This window comes from bacterium (assembly GCA_035380285.1).
GTDB lineage: Bacteria > Auribacterota > Erginobacteria > Erginobacterales > DAOSXE01 > DAOSXE01.
In genome coordinates, this window is sequence record DAOSXE010000008.1 from 87,772 (window position 1) to 106,119 (window position 18,348).

The 18,348-nt window shown below is 65.6% G+C and carries 13 protein-coding genes; 3 read left to right on the forward strand and 10 right to left on the reverse strand.

The genetic code is table 11. The annotated features are described in order from the left end of the window. Nucleotides 1-17: 17 nt before the first annotated feature. From PLZ73_04535 to mgtE, 3 genes are all read right to left on the reverse strand, one after another. Nucleotides 18-4,157, reverse strand: a complete 4,140-nt coding sequence (locus PLZ73_04535) for a DUF1566 domain-containing protein (protein HOO77137.1) — start codon at nt 4,155-4,157, stop codon at nt 18-20. A 141-nt stretch (nt 4,158-4,298) separates the two neighbouring features. Beyond that, nucleotides 4,299-4,709, reverse strand: a complete 411-nt coding sequence (locus tag PLZ73_04540; protein HOO77138.1) for a hypothetical protein — start codon at nt 4,707-4,709, stop codon at nt 4,299-4,301. Between the two features lie 13 nt (nt 4,710-4,722). Then, nucleotides 4,723-6,096: a magnesium transporter gene (gene mgtE, locus PLZ73_04545; protein HOO77139.1), complete on the reverse strand. Its 1,374-nt coding sequence runs from the start codon at nt 6,094-6,096 to the stop codon at nt 4,723-4,725. Nucleotides 6,097-6,260: 164 nt separating this feature from the next. On the opposite strand from mgtE, the gene nth reads away from it, so the two are divergent. Then, nucleotides 6,261-6,902: an endonuclease III gene (gene nth, locus PLZ73_04550; GenBank protein HOO77140.1), complete on the forward strand. Its 642-nt coding sequence runs from the start codon at nt 6,261-6,263 to the stop codon at nt 6,900-6,902. Nucleotides 6,903-6,938: 36 nt separating this feature from the next. Here nth and PLZ73_04555 read toward each other — a convergent pair whose 3' ends face one another. From PLZ73_04555 to lpxD, 5 genes are all read right to left on the reverse strand, one after another. Continuing rightward, entirely contained in the window at nt 6,939-8,033 is a 1,095-nt protein-coding gene (locus PLZ73_04555) for a VCBS repeat-containing protein (GenBank protein HOO77141.1), read from the reverse strand. Between the two features lie 73 nt (nt 8,034-8,106). Beyond that, on the reverse strand, nt 8,107-9,246 hold the full coding sequence (locus PLZ73_04560) for a VCBS repeat-containing protein (protein ID HOO77142.1): 1,140 nt from the start codon (nt 9,244-9,246) through the stop codon (nt 8,107-8,109). A 65-nt stretch (nt 9,247-9,311) separates the two neighbouring features. Next, nucleotides 9,312-11,105 carry a C1 family peptidase gene (locus tag PLZ73_04565; GenBank protein ID HOO77143.1) on the reverse strand — a complete coding sequence of 598 codons (1,794 nt, stop codon included), beginning with the start codon at nt 11,103-11,105 and terminating at the stop codon, nt 9,312-9,314. 58 nt (nt 11,106-11,163) lie between these two features. After that, complete coding sequence (locus PLZ73_04570; GenBank protein ID HOO77144.1) at nt 11,164-12,873, reverse strand: hypothetical protein; 1,710 nt, start codon at nt 12,871-12,873, stop codon at nt 11,164-11,166. 97 nt (nt 12,874-12,970) lie between these two features. Next, entirely contained in the window at nt 12,971-13,981 is a 1,011-nt protein-coding gene (gene lpxD / locus PLZ73_04575; protein ID HOO77145.1) for a UDP-3-O-(3-hydroxymyristoyl)glucosamine N-acyltransferase, read from the reverse strand. 186 nt (nt 13,982-14,167) lie between these two features. Here lpxD and PLZ73_04580 point away from each other — a divergent pair, with 186 nt between their 5' ends. After that, the gene (locus PLZ73_04580) at nt 14,168-14,554 is read left to right on the forward strand and encodes a DUF6504 family protein (protein ID HOO77146.1); all 387 of its coding nucleotides are present in this window, start codon (nt 14,168-14,170) and stop codon (nt 14,552-14,554) included. Between the two features lie 28 nt (nt 14,555-14,582). Here PLZ73_04580 and PLZ73_04585 read toward each other — a convergent pair whose 3' ends face one another. Both PLZ73_04585 and PLZ73_04590 read right to left on the reverse strand, forming a co-directional pair. Continuing rightward, on the reverse strand, nt 14,583-15,872 hold the full coding sequence (locus PLZ73_04585; protein ID HOO77147.1) for an ATP-binding protein: 1,290 nt from the start codon (nt 15,870-15,872) through the stop codon (nt 14,583-14,585). Between the two features lie 123 nt (nt 15,873-15,995). Further along, nucleotides 15,996-16,454 (reverse strand): hypothetical protein, encoded by a 459-nt coding sequence (locus PLZ73_04590; GenBank protein ID HOO77148.1) that lies wholly within the window; start codon nt 16,452-16,454, stop codon nt 15,996-15,998. 363 nt (nt 16,455-16,817) lie between these two features. On the opposite strand from PLZ73_04590, the gene PLZ73_04595 reads away from it, so the two are divergent. Further along, nucleotides 16,818-18,348, forward strand: a 1,531-nt coding sequence (locus PLZ73_04595) for a hypothetical protein (GenBank protein HOO77149.1), incomplete at its 3' end; no start/stop codon positions are given.

Here is an 18,348-nt window from a genome sequence, read left to right on the forward strand (position 1 = left end):
TCCCGGGGGTTGCCGCTTCAATAGGGGGCGGTCACCTGGATATCTCCCTCGGACCCGAAAAACCAGCCGGAATACCCGCGCACCATCCACTTTCCCGTCCCCGATCTGAAGACGGCGGCGTCGTCGGACCCGTCCCCGTCGAAGTCGGACGCCAGGGGCAGGTCGGTTTCGGACCCGAAAAACCAGCTCCGCCCCGTCCGCGCCAGCCATTTTCCGGTTGAAGGGCGGAAGACGGCCATTTCCCGGGTACCGTCGCCGTCGTAGTCGCCGGGAACCGGGATGTCTTCTCCTCCCCCGAAATAGGCGGAGACGCCGCCCCGGACCATCCATTTTCCGGCCGCGGGACGGTACACGGCGATGTCGACGGTCCCGTCCCCGTCGTAGTCGGCGCTGACCGGAAGATCGCCGTCCCCGCCCCAGAACGCCCGGGTGGAGTTTCGCACCATCCATTTCCCCTGGCCCGGGCGGAAGACGGCGATAGCGGCCCTTCCGTCCCCGTCGTAGTCGGCCGGGACGGGCTCGTCGGCCGCCGCCCCGAAGTAGGCGCCGTCTCCTTCCCTGACGATCCACTTCCCGAGGGTCGGCCGGAAAACCGCCGACTGCCACCTCCCGTATCCGGTGTAAGCCTGCGGCACCGGGCGGTCCCCGTTTTCCCCCAGGTAATAACGGTTTCCGTTCCGGAACATCCAGGCCCCGGCGGAAGGGCGGTAGAGAGCCGCGTCGGCGGTCCCGTCTCCGGTGTAGTCGCCGGCCACGGCGGGCAGCGAGGGAGGGGTGGGGCGGTAACCCGGCCGGGGGTAGCCGCGCACGGCCCGGACGAAATGAAGCGTGTCCTTCGGTTTGACGTCGGCGACTCCCACCGAAAAGTCGACCGCCCAGGCGTTGGAGGTGAGCGTCTTGACCGTCGAACTCGACCAGTACCAGGCTTTTTGAGTCCCTCCGGCGAAGATGGGATCGATCACGGGATAAAAACGCCCGAAGTCGACGAGGCTGACCAGTTCGTCGTGGTTGGGCAGTCTCCAGTCGTTGTAGCCGCCCACGTCGAGGGAGTTGAGGCCGTCGACGAAATCGAACGCTTGGGTCCAGGAACGTATGTTGGGGCTGGAAGCGTCCAGCCAGGTCAGGCCGGTGGCCCGGTCGCGGACGGTGTACGTGCCCTCTCGGACGAAGCGCTCGCCCGAGCGGGGGTAGCCGGCACCGGCAGCTCCGTCGTCCCCGAGGTCGAACGGCCCCGGGGGGTGGATGACCAGGGTCTGGCCGGTGGCGGGGAACCCCTCGGCGTCGTCGCCCGTGAAAAAGCTGCGGCACGCCCGCACCGCCGCTTCCCGGTCGTTGTCGAGCAGTTCCGCGAAGGATTGGCCGAAACCGTACGACATCTGGTACACGGCCGTTCCCGAAGCGAAGTTGGCGGAGCAGGTCGAAGTCCAGTAGGGATCGTGGGTGGTGCCGGTAAAAAGGTAGTGGTTCGGATCCTGGCTGGCATCGAGCCCCAGGTCCCGGGTGGAGAGCAGCTCCAGGGCATTCGGGATCCGCCAATCGCTGAAACCGCCGAACGAGTCTCGGTTGAGGGAAGCGACGTAGGCGAACGCGTCTTCCCAGGACATGATCCCCGAACGGCCGCCGGCGGGCTGGCTGTTGCTCTCTCCCTGCTGCCACATCAGGCCCGTCGCCCAGTCCGCCACCACCCCCGTGCCCAGGTCCTCCCAACGGGGGGGGTGGAGAGGGTAGCCGATTTCATAATAGCCGTCGTCGCGCTCGTGAAAGGCCTCGGTCTGGCCGGTCGCCGGCACTCCGTAATAAAGGTTAAAAACAATGACGGGAGTGGGAGGGGGCGGGATGGGGGTGGGGGTGACTACCGGGGGAGTGGTATAGCCGTAGGGCGTTGCCGTCGGGGTCGCCTGCGTCGGGCCCGGGTCGAGCCCGGGTCCGCCGGTGACCGCGATGACGTAGGCCGTCTGGGCGGAGGCGCCCTCGCTCTCGCGGAAACCCCCGGCGCCCTGGGTGAAGTCGATGTACCACTTATAGGAGGGGATGCAGAAGCGGGAAGTGCCGCTCCAATGGGCGCCGGTGCCGACACGGGAGCGGAGCAGGGGGGGGATGGCCGGGTAGAACTGGCCGTAGTCGATCAGGCTCAACAGCTCCTGCTGGTTGGGGAGGCGCCAGGTGCTGTAGCCGCCGTAGTGGTTGCGGTTAAGCCGTTCGATGTAGAGAAACGCGTCTTCCCAGGTGAGGCTGTCCTTGAGCCCCGCCACCTCGAGCTTGGAGGAATCCTCCCCCTGCCAGATCAGGGCCGTGGCCCGGTCGGAGACGGTGCCGTTGGCGTTCGCGATGAACCGCTGGCCCCAGCGGGGGTAGCCCGCCTGCACGGCGCCGTCGTCGCCGAGGTCGAAGCCGACGGGGTTGTGGATCGGGTTGGTCTGGCCGGAGCGCGGGAACCCCGCCGCCGTCTCCTCCCGGGGCAGCGTCCGGACCGCCTTGACGTAGCCCGTCGGTTCCGGGGAGCTTTCCAGGTTCACGGTCTGCAGGAGTCCTTCCCGGAAGTCGAGGCCGTAGCCCCGCAGCCCGCTGACGACGTCGGCGTAGGTGGTGGACGACCAGAAGAAAGCGCCGACGGGAATGGAGCTGAAGACGGAGAAAGAAGCGGGGTCGTAGGCGCCGAAATCGACGATGGCGGCCAGCTCCTTGCTGTTGGGCATTCTCCAGTCGGTAAAGGCGGCGAACGAATTCCGGTTCAACTCGGCCACGTAGGCGAAGGCCTCCTCCCAGGTCAGGAGACCCTGGTAGGTCCCCGCCGCCTGGGACCCGCTGTCCCCGGTCTGCCACATCAGGCCGGCGGCGAGGTCCGCGACCGTGCTCCCGGCGGTGCCGAAGCGCTCTCCCTGCAGGGGATACCCGGCCCGGACCGCCCCGTCGTCGCCGAAGTCGTAGGGGCCCGCGGGGTGGTAGGAATCGAGCTGCCCGCTCCGGGGAAGACCGGTGAGGGTCCCGGGATCGGGAGTGGGGGTGGGGCAGGAAGGGGCCGGGGTGGGGGAACGGTAGGGCCCTCCCCTGACGCCCCGGACCAGGCACCGGTCCGAATACCTGACTTGTCCCGACCAGCCGTCGAGAAACCTGACGCCGAAGGCCTCGTCGGGAACCCCGTAGCGGGAGGTGCCGGTCCAGTAGAGAGCGGGCACGGCCGGGTCGAAGGATTCGTCGATCAGTGCTTCCGGGTAGCGGTCCCGGAATTCCAAGAGCGAATAGAGTTCGAAGTAGTTGGGCAGGCGCCAGTCGCCGAAACCGGCGTAGCCGGATTCGTTCATGGCCCGTACGTAGTCGAAGGCTTCCTCCCAGGTCAGTTCGCCCTCGAGCGAGCCGAACGCCCGGGTCCGGCTGTCGGTTTTCTGCCAGCAGAGGCCGGTCGCCGCCTGTTCGACGTACTCGGCGTAATCGAGGTAAGCCGGGGCCGTCAGGGGGTATCCTTTCTCCAGGTCCCCGTCGTCTCCGGTCCGGATGCTGTCGACCTGGCCGGTCTTGGGGAACCCTCGGACGCTTTCGGAGTAGGGGAGGGAAGCGACGGCCTTGACGTAGGCGGTCTCCGTGGAGCCGGCGTTGGCGTGGCCTTCCCCCATATTGATGTAATAAGGGGCGTACCCGGTCGAGGCGAAAGGATGGTGGGTGCTCGACCAGTAGGGGGATTCGTGCATCCAGGAGAAGATACTATACGCCGCCGGCAGCCAGGTCCCCTCGTTGACGATAGAGAGCAGTTCCTTGATGTTGGGCAGCCGCCAATCCGTTCTCGATCCGAACTCCCGGCTGTTGAGACCGCTGACGTAGGCGAAGGCGTCGTCCCAGGAGACCATGCCTTCCAGACCGTCGACCGGCCGGTAGCCGCTGTCGTCTTTCTGCCAGATCAGGCCGGTTCCGAGGTCGCTGACGGTGCCGTCGCCGTTGTCGACGAAGCGCACGCCCTCCCGGGGGTATCCGATTCTCAGGTAGCCGTCGTCTCCCAGGTCGTAAGGAGCGGCGTAATGGTAACTGGCGGCCTGCCCGGTCCGGGGCAGGCCGTAGGGATCCTGCGCCGCCGCCCGGCCGGTTCCCGCCGCCGCGATCGCCGCCATCCCCGCCAGGGCGCCGACGAATCGTTTCCTCCTCCGCTTGGCGGGGTCCGCGTTCACTTCCCGCCGACAAATCTTGTCATAACAGCATGTTTCATAAGGGACTGCGTCTTTTATAAATATAAGCCCCGTGCGGGTTTTTGTCAACGTCCGCCGGCGGAAGGGAAAACCGGCGCGGGTGTCCGCCGCCGCGGCCGGCCCTTACTCCAGACGGTCCGGGTAGGGGGGGATGAAAACGGTTTCCAGAACGGTTTCGGTTCGGTCCGCGGCGATCTCCAGGCTGCTCAGGTAGGAAACGACGTGGGGGTCGAGGTCGGGAGGGTTGACCAGAAAGAGCAGGCGCCGGCACCCGCTCCGGCGCAGGTAGAGCTCGTTCGCGTCCGCGATCGCGGGCACCCCTTCCGGTCGCAGCAGGGTGTCGTAATAAGGAATGGGCGCATCGGCGTCGATCAGACCGTATTTACCGGAAAGGATGGCCAGGGGCAGCCCGGCCTCGCGGGCCAGGCGCCCGACTTCGGCGATCCGGCGCGAACGGTAACGCTTCCGGGCCGGCAGCAGCCCCGGCGCCGCGTCCTTGTCCCGGCAGCAGATGGTGCAGACCAGGGTATTCATGTTCCGAGGGGGGTCAATGGAGGAAAACCCTGATCATCGCCGTGGCGCTTCCCAGGTAGATGGCGATACCGAGGACGTCGTTCATGGTCGTGATCAGGGGGCCGGAAGCGATCGCCGGGTCGATGCGGAGACGGCTGAAGGTCAGGGGGACGAGCACGCCGGAGAGGGTGGAGAAGGTGACGGCCAGAAACATGGCCAGGCCCACGACCCCGCCCATGAACCAGCCGTTGCCCTGGCCGGCCTGGAGGAGAAACGCCAGCCCCGCCAGGATGACGCCGCAGGAAATCCCGAGCAGGACCGCGACTTTGAGCTGTTTGAAGACTTCGGCGAAGACCCGGGACGATTTCAGCGTTCCCAGGGCCAGGCCCCGGATGACGATGCTGGACGATTGCAGCCCGACGTTGCCGCCGGTGGCGGTGATCATGGGGATGAAGGCGACCAGGGCGATGACTTGTTCGAGCGTGACCTCGAAGGAACGGATGACCAGGCTGGAGAGAAAACTGCCCCCGATGCAGATCAGGAGCCAGGGGAGGCGGATGCGGGCGATCCGCAGCGAACTGGTCGCCCGCAGTTCCTCGTCGTCGGTGCCGGCCATGCGCAGGATATCCTCGCTGGCCTCCTCGTCGATGATTTCGACCGCGTCGTCGGCGGTGATCCGCCCCAAAAGTTTCCCGGTCTCGTCCACCACCGGCAGGACGGCCAGGTCGTATTTGCGGATGATCGCCGCCGCCTGTTCCTGGTCGGTCGCCGGGGTGACCCGGGCAAATGCTTCCAGCATCACCTCGCCCAGGAGAGCGCCGTCGGGGGCGGCGAGGAGCTTCTGCAGGGGGACGAGGCCGAGCAGGCGCCCCTCCCGGTCGACGACGAAGACGGAATACAGCGCTTCCTCGATGGTGCTGCGGCGGATGACCTGGATGGCCTGCTTGACCGAAAGGTCGGCGGGCAGGGCGATGAGGTCGGCGTCCATGATCCGCCCGGCGCTGTTTTCGGGGTAGGCCAGGAGCGTGCGGATTTCCGACGAGCCGTCCCCGGAAATTTCGCCCAGAACCTGGGCCTCTTCGTGCGGCTCCATCTCGGAGATGATCTCCACCGCCTCTTCCGGGGGCATGGTCTCCAGGATGTCCCCCAGTTCCGGGGGGCCGAGCCGGTCGACCAGTTCGGCTTCGAGGGAAGGAGAACTGTCTTCGAGGACGTCTCCCTGGAGGTCGCGGTCGAGGAGGCTGAAGATGCCGAAACGTTCTTCCCGCGCGAGCGTCGAAAGCCAGTCGGCGATATCCTCGGCCCGGGCCTGGCGGAGCACCTGGGCCGCTTCCAGGGTTCTGCCGGAGTGGTAGAGCGCCAGAACCCGGCCCTGGCAGAGTTCGTCGAAATAGACGCGAGCTCGCATACGTTTCTCCGGACGCAATTATCATCCGCCCGCAATGGCGGGAGCGAACATCTAGTTGCCGGTACGGACTAATCACATAGTATAACCGGAAGCGGGAGCCGGGGCCAGTTTCTCCTGGGACGGCCGCCGTTGCCGCGGCGCCGCTTTCGGGCTAAGATAACCGCGTGAGTACGATCGAGAAGAAGAGCTGGGGCGCCACGATCTTACGCCGCCTGGCCCGGGAATATCCGGCCGCCGGTATCGCCCTCGAATTCCGCACTCCCCTCCAACTCCTGGTGGCGACCATACTTTCCGCCCAGAGTACCGATCGGCAGATCAACAAGATCACCCGGGATCTTTTCCGCAAGTACCGTTCGGTCGGGGATTACGCCCGGGCCGACCGCGCCCAGTTCGAGGAGGACATCCGCTCCAGCGGTTTCTTCCGCAACAAGGCCGCCGCCATCATCGCTTCCGCCCGCCTGATCGAAGAGCGGTTCGGGGGAAAGGTCCCGGAGACCATGGACGAGCTGCTCACCCTCCCCGGCGTCGCCCGTAAAACCGCCAATATCGTCCTCTGGCACGCTTTCGGCAAGGCCGAGGGAATCGCGGTCGATACCCACGTCAAACGGCTGGCGGGAAAGCTGGGGTTGAGCGGGGAGACCGCCCCCGACAAGATCGAACGGGACCTCCTCCAGGTTTTTCCCCGCCGCCGCTGGGGGGAGGTCAACACGCTCCTGATCGTTCACGGCCGGCAGGTCTGCATCGCCCGCCGCCCGCGCTGCGGAGACTGCGTACTCGCCGACCGCTGCCCCTCCGCCGAGACCTGAGCGGGAGTATCCGCGCCGCCTCGCGGCGGCCCCGGTTCAGTTGCAGGAGTATTTGTTGGTGGAGTCGTCCGAGACGTTAACGTTGTCGTATGAAGACCCGGTACAGTTCTGCACCCAGCAGCTGGAGAGGCGGTAGCAGCTATGGAATCCGGTGGTGGTGATGCCGCCCCCATCGACCAGGCAGGCGCCGGCCATGTTGCACCCGGAGAAGCCGTAGGTCTGGCAGCCGTAGGCGTAGCAGTTGGAAAGGCGGTCGCAGTCGTAGAAGCCGATCTGGGTATGGCCGTACCCGTCGATGTAACAGTTGGCGAGGTTGTTGCAGTCCTCGAAACCGTTCTCCGCGCAGTCGCGGGCGGCGCAGTTGAGAAACCGGCAGCTCTCGTCGTTCGAACCCTGGAAGCCGTTGGCGGCGGCGTTGCTGGCCACGCAGTCGATGAAGCTTACGTACGCACCCGAACCATGTTCGAAACCGTGACCCTCGCTGCTGTAGGAGAAACAATCCCGGACCGTGACGTAATTGGAACGAACATATACGTTGCCCGTACCTCCCGCACCCCCGCCGGAGAGCACCCGCAGCCCATCGACCTTGCAGAACTCGACGTGGATATCGAGGTAGCACCCGCTGTCGAAGGCGAGCACGGTGCCCCGCTGCTCCTCGCCCACGATCTTCCTGACGTGTTCGATCGTGACGGTTTGATCGATACTGTAGGTTCCGGCGGGGATGAAGACCGAGCGGTAGACGTCGCTCTCCAGCGCGGCCGCGAGGTCGTCTCCGTCCCCGGTCCTGACCACGTAGTCGTAGAGGCGCTGGCCGCTCCCGCCGCCGGTTATGGGGACGTCGGTGGAGGTCCCGAAGTAGCCGAGGGTGGTGTTGCGGATCCGCCACAGCCCCGAGGAAGGCCGGAAGATCCCGACTTCGGCGATCCCGTCTCCGCTGAAGTCCCCGGCGACCGGGGTGTCGGCGGCGGTCCCGAAGAAGACCTGGGTGATGCCCCGGATCAGCCATTTCCCGCTGGAAGGACGGTAGACCGCGATGTCCTCCCGGGAGTCCCCGTCGAAATCGGCGGCGCCGCCCGGAAGAGCCGGGCAGAGCAAGGTAAGACCGACCAGGCCCGTCAGTAAGCGTTTCATTGTATTCACCTCCCGGAAGTTGAGCGGCGCCGGGAAGCGGGGCCGATGGGCCGCTTCTCCGGGAAACCGTGGTTCAGTTATTGCACGAGTCGGAGTCGATGCTGAAACAACCCGTAAACGAAGTGGAACAGCCGTAGGCCACGCAGCTGGAGAGGTAACCGCAATAATCGAAGCCGGTCCCCGCGGTCACCACCGAGCAGGACCCGACCTGGTCGCAGCCGAAAAACGCGGTGTCACCCACGCCTTCGGCGCGGCAGGCGGAGAGGTTGTCGCAGCCGTGGAACCCGACTCCGCCCGAAACCGGGCCCTTGACCGCGCAGGAAGAGAGGTTGTAACAGTTGTCGAATCCGTAGGCACTGGCATCCTCGGAGACGCAGGCGGAGAGGTTGTTGCAGTTGGAGAACCCTCTGTAGCAATCTTCGGCGGCGCACCCGATGATGCGCGCGGTCTGGATGGTGTTGCTGCCCTGGAAGCCGGCGTCGTCGGACTGTTCGGCGTTGCAACCCAGGAAGGTGACGTACTGGCTCGCGGACGTGTACTCGAACCCGTTCCCGGCGCTGGAGAGGGAGTAACAGTTGCGCAGGGTCACGTACCAGGCGTTGTTCACGTAGAAGCTGCCGCGTTTCAATATCGAATCGCCGCCGCCCTGGATGATGATGTCCTCGACCAGGCAGCCCTGGCTGGTGATGTTGAGATACTGCCCGTTGATAAGCATGATCCGGGGGTAGGCGTGGAGGCTTTCTCCGCTGATGCGCTTGACGCTGGCGACGTTGATCATGCTGTAGACGTAATAGGTTCCGGCCGGGACGAAAACGCTGGTATAGGTCGTGCTCTGCAGGGCGGCCAGCAGGTCGGCGCCGTTCCCGGCCTTCACCACGTAGTCGTAGAGGCGTTGGCCGCTCCCGCCGCCGGTTATGGGGATGTCGGTGGAAGTCCCGAAGTAGCCGCGGGTGGTGTTGCGGATCCGCCACAGCCCCGAGGAAGGCCGGAAGATCCCGACCTCGGCGATGCCGTCTCCGCTGAAGTCCCCGGCGACCGGGGTGTCGGCGGCGGTCCCGAAGAAGACCTGGGTGATGCCCCGGATCAGCCATTTCCCGCTGGAAGGACGGTAGACCGCGATGTCCTCCCGGGAATCCCCGTCGAAATCGGCGGCCGCCGACGTCCCCGCCGCCGCCAGGGCGGCCAGCAACAGCGCCTTTGCGCTCGGTCTCATAGATACCTCCGCTCTGCGGTTGTTGGGCGCCCCCGGCCGGGGGCGCCCGTTGGCTTGCGCACTCGCTATCGGGTAACCGGTATGTCTCCGCTGGCGCCGTAGTAGGGCCGGGAGAGGAAGCGGATCAGCCATTGCCCGCTGGAGGGACGGAAAACGCAGTATTCGTCTCCCAAGCTCCCGTTGAAATTGGCCGGCACCGGGGTGTCGCCGCTGCGGCCGTAGTAGAACCTGGTGTAGCTCCGGATCATCCATTTCCCGTCGGCGGCGCGGAAGACTCCGGGGTTGTCCGATCCCCCCGGCCAGAAATCGGCCACCACCGGGAAATCCCCGCTGTTCCCGTAGTAAAAACGGGTGCGCCCGCGGACCAGCCACTGGGCGGTGGAGGAGCGGAAGACGGCGACGTCGTCGGTGCCGTCGCCGTTGTAGTCGCCCGGGACCGGCAGGTCGGAACTCCCCCCGTAGTAAACCGGGGACAGGCCGGAAATGGCCGACCAGACCCATTTGCCGTTGGAGGGGCGGAAAATGCCGATCCGGCAGGCCCCCAGGTCCCCGGTCCAGTACGCCGGCACCGGGGTGTCGCCCGATTGGCCCAGGTAGACCGTTCCCAGCTGCCGGTTGATCCATTTGCCGTCGGCCGCGCGGAAGACCGTGGGTTCGGTGGTATCGTTGCCGTCATAATCGCCGGGGACGGGGACGTCGCCGGACTGCCCGAAATAGAACCGGCTCAGCCCGCGGACCAGCCACTGGGCGGTGGAGGGGCGGAAGACGGCGATGTCGTCGGTGCCGTCGCCGTTGTAGTCGCCGTCGCCGATGACGTAGCGGGTGCCGCTCCCCCCGGGGAAGGAGACGTCATAGACCGCCCAGAAGAACGCGTAGTAGGAAGCCCCGTCCCAGTAGGTGTCCGAATAGTTCATGTCCATGTCGATCTGGAAGATACCGTTGGGCCGGAGCCCCCCGGCCGTGCTCCAGGAGTTGAGCATGATCCAGGTGGGGTTGGCCGGGTCCCGGTCGTCGTAGCCCACGCAGAGGACGGCGTGGCCCCAGCCGTTGGACCAGGAATGCCCGTTGACGTAATCGAGGTTGAGGTAGTAGTTCTCGGTGTAGTTGTCCCAGAAGTTGTCGAAGGTGTCGCCGTCGGCGGAGGTGGGCATGAAAAAGGCGAACCAGACCGCCTTGCCCTGGTGGAGCTGGTTCTTGATGTTGGCGATGGCCGTGGCTTGGCTCACCCCGTGCGTGGTCAGGTAGCCGGAGCTGCAGGAGGTGATTTCGTGCCGGGGGGTTTTGGCGATGGCGGCGCAGCCGACCGCGGGGCTGCCGGTCGAACAGTTACGCCCGCTGTCGGCGAAAGAGGCATTGGAGTTCGACCAGGGCAGGCAGTATCCGACCGCGTCGAAGAAATCGGCCAGATCCTCGGCCCAGCCGCCGCAGCAGGGGTATTGGCCGTATCCGTTGGTGCCGCAGGAGTTGAGGTGCTGGACGGAAAGGCGGTCCTTGGTCCCGGTCAGACGCTCCAGTTCGATGGCCAGGCACCCGACCCCGGCCCAGACCCAGCAGTCGCCGCAGGCGCCCTGGTAACGGGTGGAGGGGACGTAGCTGAGGTTGCCCAGGAGGCTGTAGTAGCTGCCCTGGCGGGGAAGGGTGAGCGAGGGGTCGGACCAGGCCCGCTTTCCGGTCTTTTCCCGGGTGCACCAATCGCGGCGGAGGGCGGGGTCCGGCCGCATCACGCCCAGATCGCCGGTTCCGCTCCGGGGAGTTCCCCGGAGTTGCTCGATGTCGACTTCCCGGAGCGGGGCGGGACGGGATATGGGCGCCGTCGCCAGAAGCAGTACCGTCGCCGATCCCCAAACCAGAGTCTTCATATCGTCCTCCCTCCCCCGAAGGGGATTGCTCGCGCGTGAAGCGGCGGAGCGCCGCGCATCACTTGACTACCGGGGTGTCCCCGGTCTGTCCGAAATATACCCGGGTCTGGTGGCGTATCGCCCAGAGGCCGACCGATTCCCGGAAGATGCCGATCCCGGCGGATCCGCCGCCCTCGTAGAAAGCCGGAAGCGGCGTGTCGGCGTTCTGGCCGTAGTAGATGCGGGGGCCGTTGAGCAGCGCCCAGAGGCCGGTGGAGGGCCGGAAGATCCCGGGCATTCCCCCCCCGCCGTCGTAGGCGGCGGGAACGGGGATGTCTCCGGCCTGCCCGAAGTAGACGTAACTGTAGGCCCGAGCCTTCCAGAGCCCGTTGGCGGGGCGGAAGATGGCGACGTTGGTACTGCCGTCGGCGGTGTAGTCGGCCGGTACCGGATAATCGCCCGCCGTCCCGTAATAGATCCGGGTCAGGCCCCGGACCGCCCAGAGCCGGGAACTGTTGCGGAAGATGGCGCAGTCGGCGGTGCCGTCGCCGCTGAAATCGGCGGGGATGGGGGTGTCCCCGGAATTTCCGAAGTAGACTCGAGACCAGTTGCGGATCGCCCAGAGTGAGGAAGCGGGGCGGAAGACGGCAATGTCGGTGGTGCCGTCGCCGTTGTAATCGCCGGGGGCGGCGGTGTCGGCGCTCTGACCGAAATAGACCCGGGTCAGGCCCCGGACCAGCCAGAGGCCGGCTCCGGACCGGAAGAGGGCGATGTCGCTGGTCCCGTCGCCGTTATAGTCGTAGATCCAGCGCTGGGGCGGTCGGACCCGGAGCCGGTAGACGCTCCCGTTCTGGGCTCCCGCCCAGATCTCGCCGGTGCCCGCGGTCCTGATGGCGGAGATGTCGATGCTCCCGACAATATGGGTCTGAACGGCCCAGTGCACGCCGTTATAGAAGAGAATATCCCCGTTGCTGCTGCCGGCCCAGACCTTGTCGTTCTGGAGCCCCACGGCGACGGAGGAGACGGTGGGGTTGCCGATGTCGGTGAAGAGAGACCATTCGTTGCCGTCGTACTGCAGGATCGTTCCGGCGTAGCCGGAGGCGGCCGCGGCTTCCTCCCCGCCGCTGGCGACGTCGTAAAGACAAATTTGAACGGTCGTTTCCACTTCCCAGGCGACTCCGTCCCAGTGCAGGATCCAGGTGGGGGGATTTCCGGAAACCACCCCCGCCACCGCCCAGGCATCATGGAAACTGCTGCCGGCCATGCCCCGGACCCAGACGCCCGAACCCAGGCTGGTCTGGAGCTGCCAGGTCGCGCCCTCGTCGCCGGAAGCGTAAATATTCCCATCGCTTCCCCCCACCCAGACGTGGTAGGAGTCGGGCGAATACGCCGAATAAAGGTATTGGTGACTGCCCCCGATCAGGACGGTCTGCAGGGCCCAGGACGTCCCGTTGTAGTGAAAGATGGTGCCTTGGGCCGGAAACGTGTTGTAATTACCCACCGCCCAGACGTCCTCGCCTTCGGGGTAGACGAACATTCCCCGGAATTCCCCGGTATGAGAACTGAACACGGACGTCTGTAGCGTCCAGGCCGAGCCGTTGTAGTAAAATACCTTTCCCTGTCTGCTTTGCCCCGACGGCACCGCCCAGACTTCCCCGGTCTCGTTGCCTCCCACGCCCGTGATCGTGCCTTCTCCCAGAGCGGTGGAGAGTTCCCATTCCTGCCCCGGTGCCGTCACCGGCCCGGCGAGACTCAAAATCAGTATCGACGCCAGTATTTTACCCGACATCGCGCATCCTCCTTCGACTTCGGAACCGTTCGAGCGTTTTTCGGTCGTCCCCCGGCGGGCCCGGCTTGGTTTCCGCGGCCGTCCGCGCCTTCGCGCGTCACTCTCCCTCGGGGGCCTCGTGTTTCGAGGCCTGCTTGATCAGCCGGTTTTCCAGGGCGAAAAGCTTTTTCATATCCGACAGGGTCCGCGCCGGCGCCCCCAGCAGGATCTGGTCCGAGGCGATCTTTTTCTTGGCCGCGACCCCGGTTTTTCCTCCCATGAACACCCGGTCGCCGACCTCGGCGTGGTCGCCGATGCCGACCTGGCCGCCGAAGGCGCAGTTGCGTCCGATCCTGGTGCTGCCGGCGATGCCGACCTGGGCGGCCATCACCGTGTTCTCCCCGATATCGTCGTTGTGGGCGATCTGGACCAGGTTGTCGAGCTTCACCCCCCGGCGGATGACGGTTTCGCCGAAGGTGGCCCGGTCGATGGTGGTGTTGGCGCCGATTTCGACGTCGTCCTCGATCACCACGCGCCCGATCTGGGGGATTTTGACCTGTTTGCCCCTCTCGTCGGGGGTGAAGCCGAAGCCGTCGCTCCCGATGACCGCCCCGGCGTGGATGATGCAGCGGTCACCGATCACGATGTTTTCGTTGACGGTCACGCGGGGGTAGATCCGGCAGTCGTTACCGACCTGGGAGCCTTGCCCGATGAAAGCGCCGGCCTGGATCACGGAGCGGGCCCCGACCACCGCCCCGGCTTCGATGACCGCCTGGGCCTGCACGGTCACGTTTTCTCCCAGGATGGCGGTGGCGTCCACGGTGGCCTGAGGCGAAACCCCGGGTTCGAACTGGCGCGGAGGGTGCAGAATCTGGGCCGCCCGGGCATAGGCCAGGCGGGGGTTGGCCACCCGCAAGACGGGTTTCTTGCCGGGCTCCGTATCCGCTCCGGCGATGATCGCCGCCGCCGGCGATTCCAGGGCGGCGGCCAGGAAACGTCGTTTCTCCACCCAGACCACGGTTTCTTCGCGGGCGTTTTCCAGGTCGGCGACGGCGCTGACCTGGATATCGGGGTTGCCGGCGAGTTCGGCGCCGAGTTTTTCGGCGAGTTCGGCTACGGTGAGTTTCATAAGCGTATCTATACTCCGGGGTTGGTCTCTCTTTAAAAAATTTTACAAGAACCGCCGCCGCGGTCAAGGTGATTGTGGGCCGGCGGGTTCTCCTGGGTCTTGACGGAGCGCTCGTATTTGGGCCGGGAAGGATAAATTTCCTGGGCGCCGGAGCCTTCCCGCGGGAAAATACGGGCGGGTTCCGCGGTGAAGACGAAAAACAGTTTTGTCCATGAACCTCTGAGGCCGGTCACCGCCGGTTGCGATCCGCTGCCGATGGCGCAGGGCGCCCCGGGTCTGCCCCGGAAATTCGTACGCGGCGGCCGGACGGTGACCGTCGTCGGCGTGCTGCGTTCCTGGCGGGAAACCGGCGGCTGTCGCCACGGCAGCGGCGAGCGGTACGTCCGCAAGCATTGGTTCGAGATCGGTACCGCCGACGGGCAGATCATGAAGATCTATTTCGACCGCGCCCCGCGGGGGAAACGCTCTCTTCCCCGCTGGTGGCTGGTCGGCGTCCGTTCGGCTGCCGGGCCGGATGAGCCCCGGGGGGAAAAGACCGGGGACGTTCCGGGGTCGAATCCGGCTGCTCCTTGAATCCCCGCCGCCGGGAAAGCCGGTTTCGTCAAGGCGCCAGGGGCAGCAGCACCGCCGCTTCCGCCCCGCCGCCTTCCCGGTTGCGGATCTCCATGCGGCCCCGCAGCCGTTTCAGGTAGAAAGCGGCGATGCCCAACCCGTAGCCGCTGCCTTCTTCGCCCTCGGTTCCGGGAAGGGAATCCTCGCGCTCCGGCGGCCCGGTCCCGCGGAAAAAGTGGGGCGGGAAGCCCGGCCCCCGATCCTGAATCTCGATGCGGGCGAACCCGTGTTCCCGGGTCGCCCGGATCTCGATCCGTCCGCCCCGGGGGGAAAATTTGATGGCGTTGGTCAGCAGGTTGCCGAGGACGGAGTTGCAGATCAGGGGTAGGTTGGTGTTGACGGCGAGGTCCGTCTCGCCTTGCCAGGCCAGGTCGAGGTCCTTCTGGCGGAGGCGGTGGCAGAAAACCTCGGCCAGGCGCTCGCGGATCCTGTCCAGGGGCACGGGCTCGACCGTCCGGATGAAGGGCGTCTCCTCATGGGCGTCTTCCACCCCGACGATGATCTCGTTGATCCGGGTTGCCATCAAGGAAATCGCTTTCAGGTCGCCGTCCCGGGTCTCGCCGCTTTCCCGGGCGATCTGGGTCCTGGAGACGATGGCGCTCAAGGGATTGCGGATGTCGTGGAAGATGACGGCGTTGAGGCGCCGCCGGGTTTCCAATTCGCGGCGCAGGCTGCGGGCCTGCCGGGCCAGGGCATGGATCAGTTTCTGGTGCTGCAACCAGACCCCCACTCCGGTCAGGCTGATGACCGTCGTCGCCACGGAGATGTTGACGATCCGGGTGACGACCGGTCCGGAAATTTCGGGAGCGCAGAATAGATTGAGCCCGCAGAGAAGCAAAATGAAAGCGACGGCGGCCAGGTTGAGGGCCAGATCGCCCAGGAGCACCCCGTAGAGGACCAGGAGGGGGAGAAAGACGTAGGCGGGGTTGGAGGTCATCTCCGGCAGGGGGCGCAGTTCTTGAAAGGTCGCCTCCAGGAGGATGGCCAGCCCTGCCCAGAGCAGGGGGCGGCACCAGGCGGGGTTGAGGACCACCAGTACCTGGATCAGGATCAGGCAGAGGGCCGCCCCGGCCCCCGAGAGCGGGACGGTGCCGGAGGCGAGGGCGTCTCGTCCGACGATGAGGACGATCGCGGCCGTGGTTACGGAGAGGACGAACCGGAAGGAACGGAGGCGCAGGCGGTTGCGCCAGGACTCCGGCTCGGGCGTCGGTTTCGGGGGCCATGGGTGCCATACGGTGGAGGAGTCGCTCGGAGAGATTTCGGTCGGTTCTCCTTGCATCGGCCGCCTTTCTTCGCGGATACGGAATCCTTCCCCGGCCTGCCTTCGGCGAGCAAGGGCCTTCCCTCGCTTTTCCCCGGCGCCGCGGCTGTTCCGGCGGAGGCCGTCAAGCCGGGTTGAGGATCAATTGACGAACTTGAGCAGCCGGTCCGAGTCGGCCGAGAGCTGTCCCTGGGTCAGGTTGAAGGCATCCATGAAAGCGCCGAAGTTGGCCTTGTCGTACGTCCCCGGGTAATAGCCCTCGATGAGCAGATCCCCGTCCTTGTCGATATAGTAGCGCGCCGCCGCCGCTCCCAGGTTGAGGGCGTTGACGAATTCCAGGAACTCGGCTTGGTGGGTTTTGGAGAACTCGTTGCCGGTAAAATAGGCGGTGAGCAGCATCCCTCCCCGGTAGTCCCTGAGGGTGAAGTTCAGATAGACGTTATGCTGGGCTTCGAGTTTGTCTTCGTCGATCGTGATCTTGTACCCCAGAAATTCCAGGTGTTTGCCGATCTCTTCGGCTTGAGCCGGGGGCGCCGCCGTAGCCGCTCTCATGGTGCCCAGCGCCGCGATTCCGACCATGACCCATACCGGTATCCTCATTCTCGTTCCTCCCGACAGGTTCGTCGCCGGTTCGCCCGGCGTTAAATTCGGCTTCCCCGCTCTCTACCCTTGGGCGCGAAAGCTACTAACAATCATTATAGCTCTCTTCCCGGTTTCGATCAGCCCTTTTTTCCCAAACGGGGTACTGCAGTGGTGTGTGCCCGGCGCTTCCGCCCCCCTCTCCACCCGTCCAAACGGAGATGGGAATCATTACCGCTTGCCCCGGAAATGGTTTTGACAATGTGGTCCGGAAATGTTAAGTAACCGATAAGGGAGTTTGCCAAGGTCGGCCTCTAGGGCGCCGGAACGCTTTTTGGAAACTTTCTTTTCCGTATCCGAAAATACTAACGGGGGAAGAGAACGATGAAACAACCATGGTTGTCGGGAATCGTCATCGCTGTGATCTGCAACGTATTCGCAGCGGCCCCGCCGGCGTCGGGGGGTGTTCCGGTCCGCCGCGCCCCCGGCGATGAATATTGGCATGCGTTGGGGGAGAACCAGGACCTCAATGGGATTATCTATTCCATCGTAGGGGATGGGTCCGGAGCGATTTACGCGGCCGGAAGTTTCACGCAGGTGGGAGCAGTAGCCGCCAATCGCGTGGCTCGGTGGGACGGGAGTTCCTGGTCGGCGCTGGGTTCGGGAGCAACCGGCGTCGTCTATACCCTGGCCTGGGACGGAGCCGGGAATCTCTATGCCGGCGGCGAATTCTGGTCCGCGGGCGGCGTGGCCGATACCAGGGGCGTGGCCAAGTGGGACGGGAGTTCCTGGTCGTCGCTGGGTTCGGGGCTGGATGGAGGAGGAACGGTGTTGGCCTTGGTCGAGGATGGAGCGGGGAATCTCTACGCCGGAGGAGCATTTACAACCATCGGGGGCGTGGAGGTGAACAACGTGGCCAGATGGGACGGGAGTTCCTGGTCGGCGCTGAGCACGGGTCTGTGGGATTGGGACGCGGTGCGGGCCTTGGCGCTGGACGATGCCGGCAACCTCTACGCAGGGGGACAGAATTATATTTCCGGGAACGTGTCCAAATGGGATGGAAGTTCCTGGACGAATCTGGGAGGAGGCGGCGAGGCTTCCCTTTTGTATGCCGGCGGCTCGACGTTGTATTCCGGCGGTTTTTATTTCGACCAGGGCGGAATCACCCGTTGGGATGGGAGTTCCTGGTCGGAGCTGGGGACGGGCTTGGGCGGCGGCGACTTTGAATACGTGCCTCCGGGAGTATACGGCTTGTCTCTGGACGGATCCGGGAACCTCTATGTCGGGGGGAATTTCACCACGGCCGGGGGCTCTGCGGCCGGCTATATCGCGCGATGGAACGGGTCGTCGTGGTCGCTTCTGGGATCGGGATTGGACTACAACGTTTATTCCTTGTATTACGATGAGTCCGGGAACCTCTACGCGGGGGGGCAATTCACCGAAGCGGGAGGTCAGCCGGCGTATTATATCGCCCGCTGGTACGACCCCGGTCCCACCCCGACTCCGGTTACCCCCACTCCGGTCGCGGCGGCTTCCCCCACGCCCATCCCAGCCTCGCCCACGCCTCGGCCCACCGCCACCGCCGTGGCCGCCGAGATCGTCCACTACGTGGTCGACGCCGACGACTATAACGGCGACGGCATCTCCGACGCCGCTCTCTACTCCGACGGGACCTGGATCGTCGAAGGCATGGGCGACATCGACTACGGCACCGCCTCCGACATCCCCGCCCCCGGGGACTACGACGGCGACGGCACCGCCGATGCGGCCTATCTCCGGGGCAGCGTCTGGCACATCCGCAACATCACCGAGGCCCTGGCCTGGGGCGCCTGGGGCGACATCCCCGTCCCCGGCGACTATGACGGCGACGGCACCACCGACCCCTCGGTCTACTCCCCCGCCACCGGCTGGTGGC